Source organism: Sphingomonas metalli, from assembly GCF_014641735.1.
Lineage (GTDB): Bacteria > Pseudomonadota > Alphaproteobacteria > Sphingomonadales > Sphingomonadaceae > Sphingomonas > Sphingomonas metalli.
In genome coordinates this window covers 215,310-230,489 of record NZ_BMIH01000003.1, presented here as the reverse complement: position 1 = coordinate 230,489, position 15,180 = coordinate 215,310, and the positions used below count along the sequence as shown (strand labels likewise).

14 protein-coding genes are annotated in these 15,180 nt (G+C 69.2%); 7 read left to right on the top strand and 7 right to left on the bottom strand.

All coding sequences use genetic code 11. From position 1 onward, the window contains the following. Positions 1–23: 23 nt before the first annotated feature. On the bottom strand, positions 24–320 hold the full coding sequence (locus tag IEX18_RS11360) for a DUF2849 domain-containing protein (protein WP_188658888.1): 297 nt from the start codon (positions 318–320) through the stop codon (positions 24–26). Next, the gene (gene cobA, locus IEX18_RS11355; protein WP_188658887.1) at positions 317–1,108 is read right to left on the bottom strand and encodes a uroporphyrinogen-III C-methyltransferase; all 792 of its coding nucleotides are present in this window, start codon (positions 1,106–1,108) and stop codon (positions 317–319) included. The genes IEX18_RS11360 and cobA overlap by 4 nt, the downstream gene beginning before the upstream one ends. 130 nt (positions 1,109–1,238) lie before the next feature. Here cobA and IEX18_RS11350 point away from each other — a divergent pair, with 130 nt between their 5' ends. Next, positions 1,239–3,041, top strand: a complete 1,803-nt coding sequence (locus tag IEX18_RS11350; protein ID WP_188658886.1) for a DUF885 domain-containing protein — start codon at positions 1,239–1,241, stop codon at positions 3,039–3,041. 128 nt (positions 3,042–3,169) lie between these two features. Here the strand turns inward: IEX18_RS11350 and IEX18_RS11345 are convergent, their stop codons facing one another. Continuing rightward, positions 3,170–3,826, bottom strand: a complete 657-nt coding sequence (locus IEX18_RS11345) for a TetR/AcrR family transcriptional regulator (RefSeq protein ID WP_188658885.1) — start codon at positions 3,824–3,826, stop codon at positions 3,170–3,172. A 113-nt stretch (positions 3,827–3,939) separates the two neighbouring features. On the opposite strand from IEX18_RS11345, the gene IEX18_RS11340 reads away from it, so the two are divergent. Beyond that, positions 3,940–6,201, top strand: a complete 2,262-nt coding sequence (locus tag IEX18_RS11340) for a TonB-dependent receptor (RefSeq protein ID WP_229664538.1) — start codon at positions 3,940–3,942, stop codon at positions 6,199–6,201. 29 nt (positions 6,202–6,230) lie between these two features. Then, a complete protein-coding gene (locus tag IEX18_RS11335) occupies positions 6,231–7,484 on the top strand; it encodes a spinster family MFS transporter (RefSeq protein WP_188658883.1) in 1,254 nt (417 codons plus the stop codon). 4 nt (positions 7,485–7,488) lie between these two features. Here IEX18_RS11335 and astD read toward each other — a convergent pair whose 3' ends face one another. Both astD and IEX18_RS11325 read right to left on the bottom strand, forming a co-directional pair. Next, positions 7,489–8,898, bottom strand: coding sequence for a succinylglutamate-semialdehyde dehydrogenase (astD, locus tag IEX18_RS11330; protein WP_188658882.1), 1,410 nt, complete (start codon positions 8,896–8,898; stop codon positions 7,489–7,491). 44 nt (positions 8,899–8,942) lie between these two features. Next, the gene (locus IEX18_RS11325) at positions 8,943–10,301 is read right to left on the bottom strand and encodes a protein adenylyltransferase SelO family protein (RefSeq protein ID WP_188658881.1); all 1,359 of its coding nucleotides are present in this window, start codon (positions 10,299–10,301) and stop codon (positions 8,943–8,945) included. Between the two features lie 36 nt (positions 10,302–10,337). Between IEX18_RS11325 and IEX18_RS11320 the strand changes: the two genes are divergently transcribed. Beyond that, complete coding sequence (locus IEX18_RS11320; RefSeq protein ID WP_188658880.1) at positions 10,338–11,201, top strand: alpha/beta fold hydrolase; 864 nt, start codon at positions 10,338–10,340, stop codon at positions 11,199–11,201. A 64-nt stretch (positions 11,202–11,265) separates the two neighbouring features. Here the strand turns inward: IEX18_RS11320 and IEX18_RS11315 are convergent, their stop codons facing one another. Then, entirely contained in the window at positions 11,266–11,658 is a 393-nt protein-coding gene (locus tag IEX18_RS11315; RefSeq protein WP_188658879.1) for a hypothetical protein, read from the bottom strand. Positions 11,659–11,823: 165 nt separating this feature from the next. Between IEX18_RS11315 and IEX18_RS11310 the strand changes: the two genes are divergently transcribed. After that, positions 11,824–12,933 carry a glycoside hydrolase family 130 protein gene (locus tag IEX18_RS11310; RefSeq protein WP_188658878.1) on the top strand — a complete coding sequence of 370 codons (1,110 nt, stop codon included), beginning with the start codon at positions 11,824–11,826 and terminating at the stop codon, positions 12,931–12,933. A gap of 64 nt (positions 12,934–12,997) precedes the next feature. Then, positions 12,998–13,573, top strand: coding sequence for a PEPxxWA-CTERM sorting domain-containing protein (locus tag IEX18_RS11305; RefSeq protein ID WP_229664537.1), 576 nt, complete (start codon positions 12,998–13,000; stop codon positions 13,571–13,573). Between the two features lie 54 nt (positions 13,574–13,627). Here IEX18_RS11305 and IEX18_RS11300 read toward each other — a convergent pair whose 3' ends face one another. Then, positions 13,628–13,879, bottom strand: coding sequence for a hypothetical protein (locus tag IEX18_RS11300; protein ID WP_188658877.1), 252 nt, complete (start codon positions 13,877–13,879; stop codon positions 13,628–13,630). A 144-nt stretch (positions 13,880–14,023) separates the two neighbouring features. Here IEX18_RS11300 and IEX18_RS11295 point away from each other — a divergent pair, with 144 nt between their 5' ends. Next, entirely contained in the window at positions 14,024–15,163 is a 1,140-nt protein-coding gene (locus IEX18_RS11295; protein ID WP_188658876.1) for a glycosyltransferase family 4 protein, read from the top strand. The last annotated feature ends 17 nt before the right edge of the window (positions 15,164–15,180 follow it).

The window sequence follows — 15,180 nt, the reverse complement described above, 5'->3', positions numbered from 1 at the left end:
CGGGGAGGAGCTTTGATTGCACATCATATGACCCAGCCGCCGGCGTGCGGATCGGCTGGCTTCAGCGTCAGGTCGGGTCGCACGGTCGGACCGAGCGCACGGATGCGGTCCTTGATATGGGCGGGGCGCGGGCCATCCGGGCCGGCCGTCGCCTCGATCACATAGGGGACGTTGACCCGCCTTGCGCCCTCTTCGGCGCGGGCGATCGCCTCGCCATGGTCGCCGACGTCCACCGCATCCTCGATATGGCGCGACCAGCCGGAGCCGGTCCACCAGGTCACGTCGCCGGTGGGAAGATCGTTGCCGGTCAGGATCTTCATGCCGACAGCCCCTCCGCGACGCGCGCCCAGCGGCCGAGCCGGTCCTGGGCGTCGGACAGCATGACCACCTCGCCCACGACGATGATCGCGGGGCTCTGCACCTTCTCGCGCGTCACCATCGGGCCGAGGTCGGCCAGCAGCGTGCGCAGCGCACGGTGGCCATCGAGCGTGCCCTTCTCGAGCACCGCGACCGGCATGTCGGGAGCGACGCCGTCCGCCATCAGCTTGTCCGCGATGTCGGACGCGGTCGCGACGCCCATGTAGATCACCAGCGTGCGACCCTGACCGGCGAGCCCCGACCAGTCCTGATCGGACAGGCCCTTGCACTGGCCCGCGACGAACGACACCGCCGAGCTGTGATCGCGATGGGTGAGGGGCAGCATCGCCTCCGCCGCGCAACCTAGGGCAGCGGACACGCCCGGGATGACCTCGACGGGCAGGCCGGCAGCGCGCACGGCCTCCACCTCTTCGCCGCCCCGCCCGAAGATGAAGGGATCGCCGCCCTTGAGCCGGACGACCAGGGCGCCGGTGCGGACATGCGCCACGATCAGGGCGTTGATCGCCTCCTGCGGCAGCGTGTGCTTCGAGCGGCTCTTCGCGACCGAGATCCGCTGCGCCGTCGCCGGCGCGAGATCGAGGACGCGCGGATCGATCAGCCCGTCATGGACGACGATGTCGGCGCATTTCAGCGCCTCCACCGCGCGAACGGTGAGGAGGCCGGGATCGCCGGGCCCGGCGCCGACCAGGATGACCCGGCCGCGCTCCGTGGGATCGAGTAACGTCGCCATGGCCAGCAGATGGGCGCTTCGCGGCCGTGACAAAAGCGACATAAGCTTGGGAGGGCGCTAGTCCTGCTTTCGCACCGGCGTCCGAGGCGATAGGCACGCCGCGTAACCGCTTTCCAGACAAAGGATATCCATGCGTTCTATCCTGCTTTCCGCCCTGCTTCTCGCCACCGCCACGCCGGCGCTGGGCCAGGCGCTGCCGCCGCCCGCACCCGTGCCCGGCGACGGGCCGGAGGATGCGCGGCTGAAGCGGCTGTTCTACGACAGCGACGAGCGCGACCTGAAGCTGAACCCGATCAGCGCGATCTTCCGGGGCGACATGCGCTACGCCGATCAGTTCGGCGACTATCTGTCCGACGCGCGCACCGCGCTGAGCAAGCGCAACCTGGAGGCGGACCTCGCCGCGCTCAAGGCGATCGATCGCGCCAGGCTGACCCCGACCGACCAAATCGCCTATGACGTCTTCCGCAATCAGACCGAGGTGGCGCTGCGCGGCTTCGCGCCGGAGATCCTGGCGCTGACGCGGCTGATGCCGGTAGACCATTTCAGCGGCTTCCAGACCTTCTATCCCGACTTCGCCAGCGGCAAGGGCGGCGCACCGTTCAAGACGCTGGCCGACTATCGCAACAATCTGAAGCGCAACGCCGGCTATGCCGCCCTCTACGATCGCGCGATCGAGCTGATGCGCGAGGGGATGGCCAAGGGCGTCGTCCAGCCCAAGCTCGTCGTGAACAACATGATCGCGCAGTTCGACGCGCTGATCGCGCAGGGCGTCGAGGGATCGGTCTTCTACGCGCCGGTCACCATGTTCCCCGACTCCATCCCGGCGCCCGAGCGCGCGGTGCTGACGGCGGCCTATGCCGCGCAGGTGCGCGATGTCATCATTCCGGCGCATACCAAGTTTCGCGACTTCCTGAAGACGGAGTATCTGCCCAAAGCGCGCGATACGGTCGGCCTGTCGGCCCTGCCGGGCGGCGCGGCGCTCTACGCCTATGACATCGAGGCGAACACGACGCTGCCGCTCCAGGCGGAGGCGGTGCACAGCCTCGGCCTGTCGGAAGTGGCGCGGATCACGCGCGAGATGGAGGCGCAGAAGGCCGCGGTGGGGTTCAAGGGCACGCTGGCCCAATTCTTCGACGAACTGCGCACCGATCCCAGGTTCCAGCCGAAGACGGCGGCCGAACTGCGCGCGGGCTATGAGGCGATCGGCAAGCGGATCGACGCGCGCGTGCGCGAGCAGTTCTCGCTGATCCCCAAGACCCCGCTCGAGATCCGGCCGGTGCCGGACTATCGCGCCAAGACCGATGCCGGCGGCTCGTACCAGCAGGGTACGCCAGACGGATCGCGGCCGGGCATCTTCTACTACAACACCTACGACCTGCCGACCCGCTACACCTGGGGGATGGAGACGCTCTACCTGCACGAGGCGGTGCCGGGGCATCATTTCCAGATCAGCCTGGCGCAGGAGAATGCGGCACTGCCCGCCTTCATGCGGTTCGGCGGCAACACCGCCTATGTCGAGGGCTGGGCGCTCTACGCCGAGACCCTGTGGAAGCCGGTGGGCATGGAGACCGATCCCTATCAGCGGATGGGCGGCCTGTCCGACGAGATGCTGCGCGCCATGCGGCTCGTGGTCGACAGCGGCATCCATGCCAAGGGCTGGAGCCGCGATCAGGCGATCGCCTATATGCTCGCCAACTCGCCTATGGGGAAGACGGACGCGACGGCGGAGGTCGAGCGCTACATCGCCATCCCGGGTCAAGCGCTCGCCTATAAGATCGGGCAGCTGACGATCCTGAAGCTGAAGGCGGAGGCGCAGACCCGGCAGGCCGGTGCCTTCGATCCCCGCGCCTTCCATGCCGAGGTCCTCGACACCGGGGCGCTGCCGATGCCGGTGCTGGAGAAGAAGCTGCGTGACTGGATGGCGCGCAAATAGGCTTGCCTCCACGGCCGCCGTGCCGGGCTTGTCCCGGCATAGACCGGGTCGCGGACGCACGGGCCGTAGCGTAGACCGCGCGATGGACCCCGGAACCCGTCCGGGGTGACGGGGGAGTGCGGGGAGGTCTAACTCTCCCCCGGCCCCAGTCCCCGCTTCAGCATATCCGCCGCCGCGTCGGCAACCGCGTCGAGATCGGCATCCTCGCTCCACACGCCGTACCGGAGGCCGAGGAACACGTTCATGCCCATGATCGCCCAGGCCTGCACCTCGGTCTCGGCGGGATCCGCGGGCGGGCGGGTCTCGCCGCGTCCGGCAGCGGCGGCGAGGCGGGCGGCGATGCGCTCGGCGGTGCCGGCATAGTGGCGGCGGAAGCTGGCGGGATCGACGAATTCGGCCTCGTCGATGATGCGGTAGATCTCCTTGTGATCGCGCACGAAGCCCAGGAACGAGGCGAGGCCCGCGCGTTCGGCGGCGAGGCCGTCGGGAGCGCTGCGGACATGGGGCGCGACATGGGCGCGGACCTGCTCCGACATGTCGCCGACGAGTGCACAGAAGAGCGCCTCCTTCGAATCGAACCAGGTGTAGAAGCTGCCGAGCGCCACCCCGGCTCGCGCGGTGATCCCGCTGATCGAGGCGTCATGAAAGCCGCGCTCGCCGAACTCGGCCGCCGCGGCGTCGAGGAGCGCGCGCCGGGTGCGCCGGCCGCGTTCGGTCCGCGGCGCCTTCGGATCGGACGACGGCGCGGACGCGTCCGGCCCCGGCCTGTCTGCCTCCCCCTTCATCCTCTTGTCATCTCCGAAGTTGAAACCCGGTTCAGGTTTCAGTATAGCGTGATGCAACGACGCACAAGCCGGGGCGGGACCACGCAACCGGGTCGCGAAGAGGGAGGATGAGAATGGGCCGTCGGTCGCTTCGTTTGCTGTTGAACCTGGGTGCAGGAACCGTCGCACTTGCGGCGTCGATCCCGGCCTCGGCCCAGATCACCGAAACGCCGCGCACACCCGATGCCCGCCCAGCCGAGAATGCGGCGAGCGTCCAGGCCGAAGAGAGCAGCCCGGCCGACATCGTCGTCACCGCCCGCCGCCGCGAGGAGACGCTGATCGACGTGCCGATCTCGATGTCGGCGATCTCGGGCGACCAGCTCGAGCGGCAGGGGGCGGTCGACATCACCGCCTTGCAGGACAAGACCCCGAACCTCACCCTGCAGATCGCGCGCGGTTCCAACTCGACGCTGATCGCCTTCAGCCGCGGCGTCGGCCAGCAGGATCCGCTCTGGGGGTTCGAGCCGGGCATCGGCCTCTATATCGACGACGTTTATGTCGCACGGCCACAAGGCGCGGTGCTGGACATCTTCGACGTCGAACGGGTCGAGGTGCTGCGCGGGCCGCAGGGAACCCTCTACGGCCGCAACACGATCGGCGGCGCGATCAAATACGTCACCAAGAAGCTGGGTCATGAGCTGTCGGGCACGGCGCGGGTCGCCTATGGCAGCTACGACCAGCTCGATCTGGTCGGCCAGATCGCGGTGCCGATCACCGACAGCCTGTCGATCGGCGGGGCCATCGCCCGCTACAAGCGCGACGGCTATGGCCGCAACCTGACCACCGGCGTCGACCAATATGACAAGGACGTGCTGGCGGCGCGCGTCTCGGCCGAATTCTCGCCGAACGACGACATCTTCGTGCGGATCGCGGGAGACCGCACGCTCGACAAGTCCAACCCCCGCCACGGCACCCGTCTGGTCGGCAACGGCACCGATCCGCGCTACGCGCCGACGAACAGCGTGTACGACACGCGCGCAGGCATCGGCGACCGCAACCGCGTGCTGGCGCAGGGCGTCTCGGGCACGGGCGAGTTCCGCCTTTCCGACGCGGTCACCTTCAAGACGATCACCGCCTATCGCGAGGGGTCGACCGACACGGTGATCGACTTCGACAATACCGCCCTGCCGACGCTCGACGTGCCCGCCTATTATCAGGACAACCAGTTCACCCAGGAGCTGCAGCTGCTCTACGAGGGCGAGCGCCTGCAGGGCGTGTTCGGCCTCTATTATCTCGATGCCACCGCGTCGGGCGCGTTCGACACGGTGGTCGGGCTGCTCAACACGACGACGCTGACGTCGGGTCGGGTCAAGACGAAGAGCTATGCAGCCTTCGGCGACTTCACCTATGCCCTGACCGAGACGCTGAAGCTGTCGGCGGGGCTGCGCTACACCAAGGACGACAAGACGGGCACCGTCTTCCGGCGCAACTATACCGGGATCCGCTCGCCACGGTTCGGCAATGCGGCGGCGGTGCCCGGCCTCATCCGCACCGACTATACCAATTCGCGCAGCTTCGATCAGTTCACTCCGCGCTTCTCGCTGAGCTACGAGCCGCGGCGCGACCTCAATCTGTACGCGTCCTGGGGCAAGGGCTTCAAATCGGGCGGATTCGACATGCGCGGCGATGCGGTGTTCACCCCCACGACCGTCAACGGCTATGATCCGGAGAAGATCACCAGCTACGAGCTAGGTCTGAAGAGCGCGTTCCTCGACCGGACGCTGTTCGTGAACCTTGCCGGCTATTACTCGCGCTACAAGGACCAGCAGGTCACGGTGCAGGTGCCCAACATCGCCGGCGGCATCGCCAGCTTCGTCGACAATGCCGGCAAGGCCGACATCTACGGACTGGAGCTGGAGACGCGGCTGGTGCCGGCACGCTGGTTCTCCGCTCAGGCGTCTCTCGGTTACACCCATGCCAAGTACAAGGAGTTCCTGACCTTCATCGCCGGCGGCACCACCCCGGTCGATGTCGCCAACCAGCGGGTGTTCCAGAATACGCCGAAGTTCACCGTCAACGGATCGTTCACCGCCTCGACCGATTTTGCCGGCGGTACCTTGTCGGTGACTCCGGAAGTGAGCCTCCGGTCCGACTATACGCTGTTCGAGATCCCGACGCCGGCGCTCGACCAGGATGGCTATGCGCTGGTCAACGCCTCGGCCAACTGGATCTCGGGCGACGGGCGATACCGGGTGGCGATGAACCTGCGCAACCTGACCGATGCGCGGTACCGGGTCGGCGGGTACAACTTCCCCGGCGCGCTCTTCGGCAATTCCATCATCGGCTATTACGGTCCGCCGCGGACCGCTACGGCGACGTTCGAGGTGCGGTTCTGACGGACGGCACGGGAGCCGGGGAGGGACAGATGACGGACAGGACGACGACGGCGCGACCGGGCTATCGCGGCGTGGTGCTGGCGATGCTGCTGATCGTCTACACCTTCAACTTCGTCGACCGGCAGATCCTCGGCATCCTCGCCCCGTCGATCAAGGCCGATCTGGCGCTGTCCGATACCCAGCTCGGCGCGCTTGGCGGCCTCGCCTTCGCGCTGCTCTACTCCACGCTCGCCATTCCGCTCGCCTGGCTGGCGGACCGGACGAGCCGGAGCTGGGTCATCACGGTCAGCCTCGCCGTGTGGAGCGGCTTCACGGCGCTGTGCGGTTATGCGGGCAGCTTCTGGCAGCTCTTCTGGTGCCGGCTGGGGGTCGGCGTGGGCGAGGCGGGGGGCGTGGCGCCGTCCTATGCACTGATCGCCGACTATTTTCCCGCCGGCCAGCGCGCGCGGGCGCTGTCGGTCTATTCGCTCGGCATCCCGCTCGGCTCGGCCGCGGGGGTGATGCTGGGGGGCTGGATCGCGGCGACGATCGACTGGCGCACGGCTTTCGTCGCGGTCGGGATCGCCGGTGTGGTCGTCGCCCCGCTCTTCCGCCTGATCGTCCGCGAACCCGCGCGCCCGGCGACTCCGGCCGGAGCCGAACCGATCGCGGGCGTCTTCGGGATCCTCGCGCGCAAGCGGAGCTTCTGGCTGCTCGCCTTCGGTGCGGCATCGAGCTCGATGCTGGGCTACGGCCTCGCCTTCTGGCTCCCGTCGCTCCTCAAGCGCAGCTTCGGCATGGAGCTGGCCGGGATCGGCCGCTTCTATGGCGGGCTGCTGCTGATCGGCGGGGTGGCGGGGGTGTTGCTCGGCGGGTTCGTCGGCGACCGGCTCGGCGCGCGCGATCGGGGCATGTATGCGCGGCTGCCGGCGGTCAGCTTCTGGATCGCGGTGCCCTTCTTCGCGGCGGGCATTCTGTCCTCGTCGAGCACGGCGGCGTTCCTTCTGTGGCTGGTGCCCCAGGCGCTGGTCTATGTCTGGCTGGCCCCGGTCATCGCCGCGGTCCAGCATCTGGTGCCCGCGCATATGCGCGCGACCGCGAGCGCGACCTTCCTGCTGATCAACAATCTGATCGGGCTGGGGGCGGGCACGCTGGTGATGGGGGCGCTGTCGGATGCGATGACCGCGCGCTTCGGGACCGAGGCCTTGCGCTATGCGATGCTGTCGGGCCTCGGCTTGTACCTTCTGGCGGGCGTGCTGATGTGGCTGGCGGCGGCGCCGCTGCGCCGCGACTGGGTCGACTGACCGATCAGCCGTCGCGCAGGCCGACCCCGATCGAGGCGCGCGGCGACTCCGCCTCGCTGGAGACCACCGGATAGGCGCAGTAATCGGCGGCATAATAGGCCGAGGGGCGGTGGTTGCCCGAATGGCCGATCCCGCCGAACGGCGCGTTCGACGCCGCGCCGTTGGTCGGGCGGTTCCAGTTGACGATGCCTGCACGCGCCTGCGCCCAGAAGCGGTCGTACAGCGTCGGCGTCTGGCTGACCAGCGAGGCGGACAGGCCGTAGCGCGTGCGGTTCGCCTCGGCGATCGCAGCGTCGAAATCGGCGATCCGCACCACCTGGAGGATGGGGCCGAACAGCTCGACGTCCGGCCGTTCCGCCACCGCGGTCATGTCGATCATCGCCGGAAGCAGGAAGGGCCGGTCCGGCTGGGGCCGCTCGAGATGCCGGATCGGCCGGCCGCCCTTCATCAGCAGTGCGAGAAAGCCTTCGGTCAGCTGATCGGCGGCGTCGTTGTCGATCACCGGCCCCATGAAGGGAGCCGGACTGTCGTGCGGCGCGCCGACGATGATGCGGCGGCACAGCCCCTCGATCTCGGCGAGCAGCGCATCGGCCATCCCGTCCTGCACGATCAGCCGGCGGGCGGCGGTGCAACGCTGTCCGGCGCTGGTAAAGGCGGACTGGACGACCAGCACCGCGGCGCTGTGGATGTCGGGCGTATCCCAGACGATGATCGGATTGTTGCCACCCATCTCCAGCGCCAGGATCTTCTCCGGCCGGTCCGCGAACAACCGGTTGAGCGCCAGCCCGGTCCGGGCCGAGCCGGTGAAGAGCAGGCCGTCGATCCCGGCATGCGCCGACAGCGCCTGGCCCTCCGCCGCCGCGCCGACCAGCAGGCGGACGCAGCCCTCGGGAACGCCGGCGGCGTGCAGGCATTGCACCAGGAAGGCGCCGGTCGCGGGCGTCTTCTCCGACGGCTTGAAGACGATGGCGTTGCCGGCGATCAGCGCGGGCACGATATGGCCGTTGGGCAGGTGCGCCGGGAAATTATAGGGGCCGAGCACCGCGAGCACGCCATGCGGCTTGTGCCGAACCGCGACGCGCGTGCCCATCTGTCCTTCCATCCGCCGCTGCGACGTGCGGTCCGCATAGGCGGCGACCGAGATGTCGACCTTGGCGATGACCGAATCGACCTCGGTCCGGGCCTCCCAGAGCGGCTTGCCCGTCTCGCGCGCGATCAGGTCGGCGAAGTCGTCATAGCGCTGGCGGACGACATTGGCGTAGCGGCGCAGGGTCTCGACCCGAAAGGACAGGGGGCGTGCCGCCCATTCGGACCAGGACTGGCGCGCGATCGCCACCTCCTGTTCCACGTCGCCCAAAGGAAGCCGCGCGATTTCGATGCCGGTCGCGGGCTCGTACGAGATGAGTTCGGCCATGGTTCGTCTTTAACGTACGTCGGCTTCGAGTCGAGGGACGCGGATCAGGCGAGCGCCGCGCCCATGGTGCGGATGGCCGCGACCTTGCGTTCGAGCGGCGCCCAGTCGTCGCGTTCGGCGATCGGCGTCCAGAGCGCCTCGACCTCGTCGATCAGCAGCCCCTGCGGCTCGCCGTGCCAGAAGGCAGCCTCTCGGGTGCTGCGCAAGAGATGGCCGGCCAGTGCCGCGCGAACGGCGTCCCATTCGGGGCCATAGCCGGCGGGCAGATCGGCCGCGAAGGCGTCGAAGAAGAATCGGTCGAGCGGCGCGCCGGTGCTGCGCAGCGCCTGTTCCACCACGCGGACCGTCGCGCGATCCGTCGCCGCATCGACCGGCCGCCGGCCGAGCCGCCAGAGGATCGCCGCGGGCAGCGCGGCCTGGAAGGCAGGACCAAACCCGTCGAGCGCCGCGATCAGCGGATCGCTCTCCGCGACGAGGCGCAGCGATGCGGCGAGCTGTGCGACGTCCCAGCCGATCGCCTCGGGCTGGCGGCCGAAGGCATACAGGCCGGCATGGTCGAAATAGGCGGCGGTAAAGTTCGGGTCCCAGACCGGCGCGAAGCGCCAGGGGCCATAGTCGAAGCTTTCGCCGGTGACGTTGATGTTGTCGGAATTGAGCACGCCATGGACGAAGCCGGCCGCCATGTAGCGCGCCGCCAGCACGGCGGTGCGCGCCACGACCTGCTCCAGCAGCCGAACGGGATCGTCGCCCGCCTCGCCATAGAGGTTCGCGAGCACATAGCCGGCGAGCCGCTGCATGCCCTCTGCGTCGCGCAGATAGGCGAGGCGCTGGAAGCTGCCGATGCGGATATGGCCGTGGCTGAGCCGGACCAGCACCGCCGAGCGGGTCGGCGAGGGTTCGTCGCCGCGATCGAGCGCCTCGCCGGTTTCGATCACCGACAGGGTGCGCGACGTGGGTACATCGAGCGCTTCGAGCATCTCGGTGGCGAGGATCTCGCGCACCGCGCCTTTGAGCGTCAGCCGGCCGTCGCCGAAGCGGCTATAGGGGGTCTGGCCCGAGCCTTTGGTGCCGAGATCCATGAGCCGCCCGCGATCGTCGCGGAGCTGCGCGAAGGTGAAGCCGCGTCCGTCGCCGATATCGGGATTGTACGCGCGGAACTGATGCCCGTGATAGCGTAGCGCCAGGGGCTGGCGAAGCGTGCCGGGCAGCGGCTGGAAGCGCCCGAAATGGGTGACCCACTCGTCATCGTCCAGCGTTGCCAGGCCGACCTGGGCCGCCGCGCGATCGTTGCGGAAGCGAAGGCGGGTCTCGGGAAATCGAGCAGCCTCGACCGGATCCCAGAAGTCCGGGCCCAGCGCGGCCAGGGCGTCGGCAGGGTGATATGCTTGCGGGTCGACGGGCATGGCGCAATATGGGGGCGTCGCAACCCGGGGCGCAACATGGCCGCATATTCAGACGTGCATTGGTGGTCGAACGACGGGGTGCGGCTGCATGCGCGCGACTATCCCGGCGATCCGGGCGCGGTGCCGCTGCTCTGCGTGCCGGGCCTGACTCGCAACGCGCGGGACTATGCCGCGTTCGCCGAACGCTGGTCGGGCGCGCGGCGGGTGATCGCGGTCGACCTGCGCGGCCGCGGCGAGAGCGGCTACGCCAAGGACGCTATGAGCTATGTCCCGCTCACCTACGTCCAGGATCTCGAGGCGCTGCTCGCCGAGCAGGGCATCGGTCGTTTCGCGATGATCGGCACCTCGCTGGGCGGGATCGTCACCATGCTCCTCGCCAGACCCGCCCGCGGCCGGCTGGCGGGCGCGCTGATCAACGATGTCGGGCCGGAGATCGAGGCGGGGGGCCTGTCGCGGATCCGCGGCTATGTCGGCAAGGCGTCGAGCTGGCCGACCTGGCTCCACGCCGCGCGGGCCGTGGAGGAGGCCAATCGCGACGTCTATCCCGACTGGGGGCTGCAGGACTGGCTGGCCATGGCCAAGCGGCTCTATCGCGTGAACACCGCCGGACGGGTCGTGCTCGACTATGACATGCGGATTGCCGAGCCGTTCCGCGTGCCCGGCGCGGAGACGGGGCCGGACATGTGGTCGGCACTCGCCGGGCTTTCCGGCGTACCGGTGGCGGTCGTGCGGGGCGAGCGATCGGACCTGCTGGGCGAGAAGACCGCGCAGCGGATGATGGCCGCGCTGCCCGAGGCGGAGTTGGTCACGGTGCCACGCGTCGGACACGCGCCGACGCTGGCCGAGCCCGAGGCGGAGGCCGCGGTCGGACGGCTGCTCGACCGGATCGACCGCGGCTGATCCATGCCTGTGTCCGATTCGGCCGGGCCGCATCGGGTCAGGGGCCGGCCTCCCATGGCCGACCCTACAGGGGAAGGCGGCGCTTCCTTCGCCGGTCGCGCAGCCGAAGGAGGAGGACGATCAGCATCGCGACGGCCACCGACGGCGCCAGCCAGTCCCGTCCGGCGATCACGTGCGGGGTCGGCGCGGCCGGCGGCGGCAGATCGTACCATGCACGCGTGCACGGTTCGGCGACGCAGGCGCCGATCGGCAGGCCGACCGACACGCCCTGATCGCCCGGCAGGGCCGCCTCGCGAAAGGCGATCGCCTCCCGCGACGGTGCGTCGGCCTGCATCCGAAAGTCCGATCGTGGCTGCGACACCGTCGCCAGACTTGCTGCACCCAGCAAGCCCGCGACGGCGACCCCGATCGCCGCCATCGTCAATGCGCCCCAGACCATCGTGCCGCGCCCACGCACCGCCGCTTTCCCTCCTGACGGCATTCCCCCCGGACGCCGCGTTCCGCCCCGATAGGGCAGGGCGCAGAGCGTGCGCATCATCCATTTGCATGATGCGGCCGCAGTTGCGGGCGCGGAACCCTGCACGTCCGGCAGCGTCTCAGCCAAAGGCCGAACGGAGGGCGCATGCATATCGACCGGATCGTCTTCAGCCCGCGCGACGTCGACCTTGCGCGGTCGCCGCTGGCGGGCAGGGTGGAGGCCGAGACCTATATCCTCGGCGCGTTCAATCCCGGGCTGACCCGGCTGCCCAACGGCAATCTCCTGATGATGGTGCGGGTCGCGGAGGCGCTGCGCCATCCGATCCGTGACGGGCATATCCATGCGATCCGCTGGACTGTGGAAGGCTATCGCCTCGATCCCTGGCCGCTCCAGCTCGTCGACACCGCGGACCCGCGAAAGTTCATGATGCGGGGCGGCGGGTGGAAGGTGATGGCGTTGACCAGCCTGTCCTGGCTGCTCCCGGTCGAGCTGTCGCCGGACGGATTGAGGGTCGAAGTGGTGCATTACGATCGGGCGATCGTGCCGGCGGCGGACTATCAATGCTATGGCGTCGAGGATGCGCGGATCAGCCGGGTCGGCGACCGCTGGCTGATGACCACCTGTTCGGTCAGCCCCGAGCGCCACTCGACGACCCTCTACACGAGCGACGACGCCGTGGACTGGCGGCTGGAGGGCATCGTCCTCGATCACCAGAACAAGGACATGCTGATCTTCGAGGGGCTCATCGCCGGGGAATATTGGGCGCAGACGCGACCGCTGGGCGACCTGTACTTCGCCTATCCGCCGGACAGCCCGTGGCGGGCGGGACCGTCGATCAATCTCGCCCGCTCGCCCGATGCCCTGCACTGGAAGCCGCACGACCGGCCGGGGATCCGGCCCCATGCCGCGACCATGGCGACCGCGCGGATGGGCGGCGGCGCACCGCCGATCGCCACCGAGCGCGGCTGGCTGACGCTGTGGCATGGCGTCGAGCCATCGGGGGTCGTGGGCATCTACCGCACCTATTGGTCGATCCTCGACCGCGACGACCCGAGCATCGTGGTGGATACCCGCCACGAGCCCCTGCTCGAACCGGCGCCCGATCTCACCGAGCCGCTCGCCGACCTGATGTATCTCGACCAGGTGGTGTTCACGACTGGGATCGTCGATGCCGGTGATCATTATGTCGTGGCGAGCGGCGAGGCCGACCTGGCCTGTCGCGTGACCCATATCGGGAAAGATCGATTCGCCTGAGTCTTGAGGCTGGATGAACGCTGGATTAAGCTCCGCCCCAGGTTGAACTTCAGGGGTGACGGCGGTGCGTACGGCAGGTTGGGTGATGGCGATGGTCGCGGGCGTCTCGCCCCTGCCGGCGCTTGCCACCACCGGCGTGCAGAGCGGCCATGCCGGCGTCGTCATCCGCGACAGCGGCTGCCCGTCCGAACCGGCCGGGGCAGCCTGTGTCGACGCACGCGCCGACCTCGACCTGATGATCGTCGACCCGCGCGATCCGTCCCGGCGGGGCTCGACCGACTCCTTCTCGATCTCGGTCGATCCCGACCTGCGGGCGATGGTGACCGCCTATGACGAATCGGGGCGGCTCCTCGGCGTCGCCGAGCGGAGCGGGGACGAGGCCACGGGGGGCGAACGCCTGAGCCTGACCGGGCTCGGCGACATCGCCCGGGTGCATATCAGCGGCCGCGGGCCCATCGCCTATGCCGATCTGCGCATCGCCGAGATCAAGGACAGCGGCCATCTGCCCGAGCCGGCGACATGGGCGATGCTGATCGCGGGATTCCTGTTGATCGGCGCGGTGATCCGGCGCCGTATCCGCCTGTCCGAGGCCCGCTTCACCGAGCGGCTCCGTCGGATCGCCTCCGGCGAGGACGCATAAGGAAAAGGAGGCGCGCCGCCACGGCACGCCTCCTCATTCACGCCATCAGTCCGGTCAGTTGCTGTCGGAGTTGTCGTCGTCGTCGACCGCGATGATCACGCCGCCCGCGACGATCGCCGCCGCGAGCACCAGGCCGACCACGGCGCCGGGCGCGGCAAGCTTCTGCGACGACTTGCGCGCCGGCGTGCCGACCCGGGCGTTCGAGCTCACCGACAGCGACTGCGCCGGATTGGCAACAGGTGCGGCGTAAGCGGGGGCGACGCACATGGCGGCGGCGCAGCTGGAGGCGAAAATCGTCTTGAGCATGTCGAACTCCCGTTTCGACCAGAGAGGATCCCGCAACGCAGCAAAGACGGTCCGGTTCCGCACATTGATGGTTAACGCACTCGACCTGCGGCGAAACCCGAAAGCCGGGTGCGCATGCGCAGGGGAGTCTGTAACGCGGGCGGCATGGCGACTCTCTCGATCCTTCATCTGCACGACAACTTCGATCCCTCCGCCAAGACGGCGCGGGTCCAGCGGCTGATGAGCGCCTGGGGCGAACGGGCGCGGCATGTCACCGTCTCTGCGGATGCGGCTGCGCTCGGAGCGGCGGCATCGACACCGCGCGGCGTCGCTCACGAGATCGCACAGGCGCCGCCGCCGCTGGCGGGACGGCCGTCCGTGGCGCGGTACGAGGCGATCGCCCGTCTGATGCGCCGCTTCGATCTGGTCCTCACCTATGGCTGGGGCGCGATCGACGGGGTGATGGCGCGCCGGGCCTTCGCCAAGGGGCTGCCGCCGCTCGTCCATCACGAGGAAGGCTTCGGAGCGGACGAGGCCAGCGGGCTGAAGCTCGAGCGCAACCTCTTCCGCCGCGCCGCACTGGGTGCCGCGTCGGCTCTGGTGGTGCCGTCCGCGACGATGGAGCGGATCGCGCTCGGCCCCTGGAAGCAGCCTCCGGCCCGCGTCCATCGCATCGTGCATGGCGTGCCGATCGCCGCCTATGCGGCCAGGCCGGATCCGGAAGCCTTGCCCGGGCTGACGCGAGGCGACGGCGAGGTGTTGATCGCGGTGCCGGGGCCGCTGACCGCCCAGCGCAATCCCACCGCCCTGATCCGCGCGGCGGGTGGATTATCCGGCCGGTTCCGCATCGTCTTCCTCGGCGACGGACCCGAGCGCGCGAATGTCGAGGGCGCCGCCGCGGTGATGGGGATCGGCGGGCAGGTCACGATCGTACCCGGCGGGGTCGAGCGCCCTTATCAGGTGCTGGGCCTGTTCGATCTGGTCGCCTCGCCCTCGCTCGTCGAGCAGTTTCCCACAGGAATTGTCCAGGCGATGGCGGCGGGCCTGCCGGTCGCGGCGATGCCGGTGGGCGACATCCCGACCATGGTCGCGGCCGAGAACGCACCCTTTATCGCCGAATGGCCGACCGAGGTCCGGTTGCGGGACGCGATCCAGGCGTTGATGGGCGACGCCGGGCTGCGCAGGCAGGTCGGTGCGGCCAACCGTGCACGCGCCGCCGCCGAGTATGACGAGGCGGTGATGATCGCCCGCTACCGCGAACTCTACGAGCGCGCGCTCGGCCGCCCCGGCGCTTTGGGCGGCTGAGGCAGGTTTCGCTCGCG

What these genes read in the sequence shown, in the direction of transcription:
- IEX18_RS11360 (WP_188658888.1), bottom strand. Translation starts at nt 320, where the DNA reads ATGAAGATCCTGACCGGCAACGATCTTCCCACCGGCGACGTGACCTGG.
- cobA (WP_188658887.1), bottom strand. Translation starts at nt 1,108, where the DNA reads ATGGCGACGTTACTCGATCCCACGGAGCGCGGCCGGGTCATCCTGGTC.
- IEX18_RS11350 (WP_188658886.1), top strand. Translation starts at nt 1,239, where the DNA reads ATGCGTTCTATCCTGCTTTCCGCCCTGCTTCTCGCCACCGCCACGCCG.
- IEX18_RS11345 (WP_188658885.1), bottom strand. Translation starts at nt 3,826, where the DNA reads ATGAAGGGGGAGGCAGACAGGCCGGGGCCGGACGCGTCCGCGCCGTCG.
- IEX18_RS11340 (WP_229664538.1), top strand. Translation starts at nt 3,940, where the DNA reads ATGGGCCGTCGGTCGCTTCGTTTGCTGTTGAACCTGGGTGCAGGAACC.
- IEX18_RS11335 (WP_188658883.1), top strand. Translation starts at nt 6,231, where the DNA reads ATGACGGACAGGACGACGACGGCGCGACCGGGCTATCGCGGCGTGGTG.
- astD (WP_188658882.1), bottom strand. Translation starts at nt 8,898, where the DNA reads ATGGCCGAACTCATCTCGTACGAGCCCGCGACCGGCATCGAAATCGCG.
- IEX18_RS11325 (WP_188658881.1), bottom strand. Translation starts at nt 10,301, where the DNA reads ATGCCCGTCGACCCGCAAGCATATCACCCTGCCGACGCCCTGGCCGCG.
- IEX18_RS11320 (WP_188658880.1), top strand. Translation starts at nt 10,338, where the DNA reads ATGGCCGCATATTCAGACGTGCATTGGTGGTCGAACGACGGGGTGCGG.
- IEX18_RS11310 (WP_188658878.1), top strand. Translation starts at nt 11,824, where the DNA reads ATGCATATCGACCGGATCGTCTTCAGCCCGCGCGACGTCGACCTTGCG.
- IEX18_RS11300 (WP_188658877.1), bottom strand. Translation starts at nt 13,879, where the DNA reads ATGCTCAAGACGATTTTCGCCTCCAGCTGCGCCGCCGCCATGTGCGTC.
- IEX18_RS11295 (WP_188658876.1), top strand. Translation starts at nt 14,024, where the DNA reads ATGGCGACTCTCTCGATCCTTCATCTGCACGACAACTTCGATCCCTCC.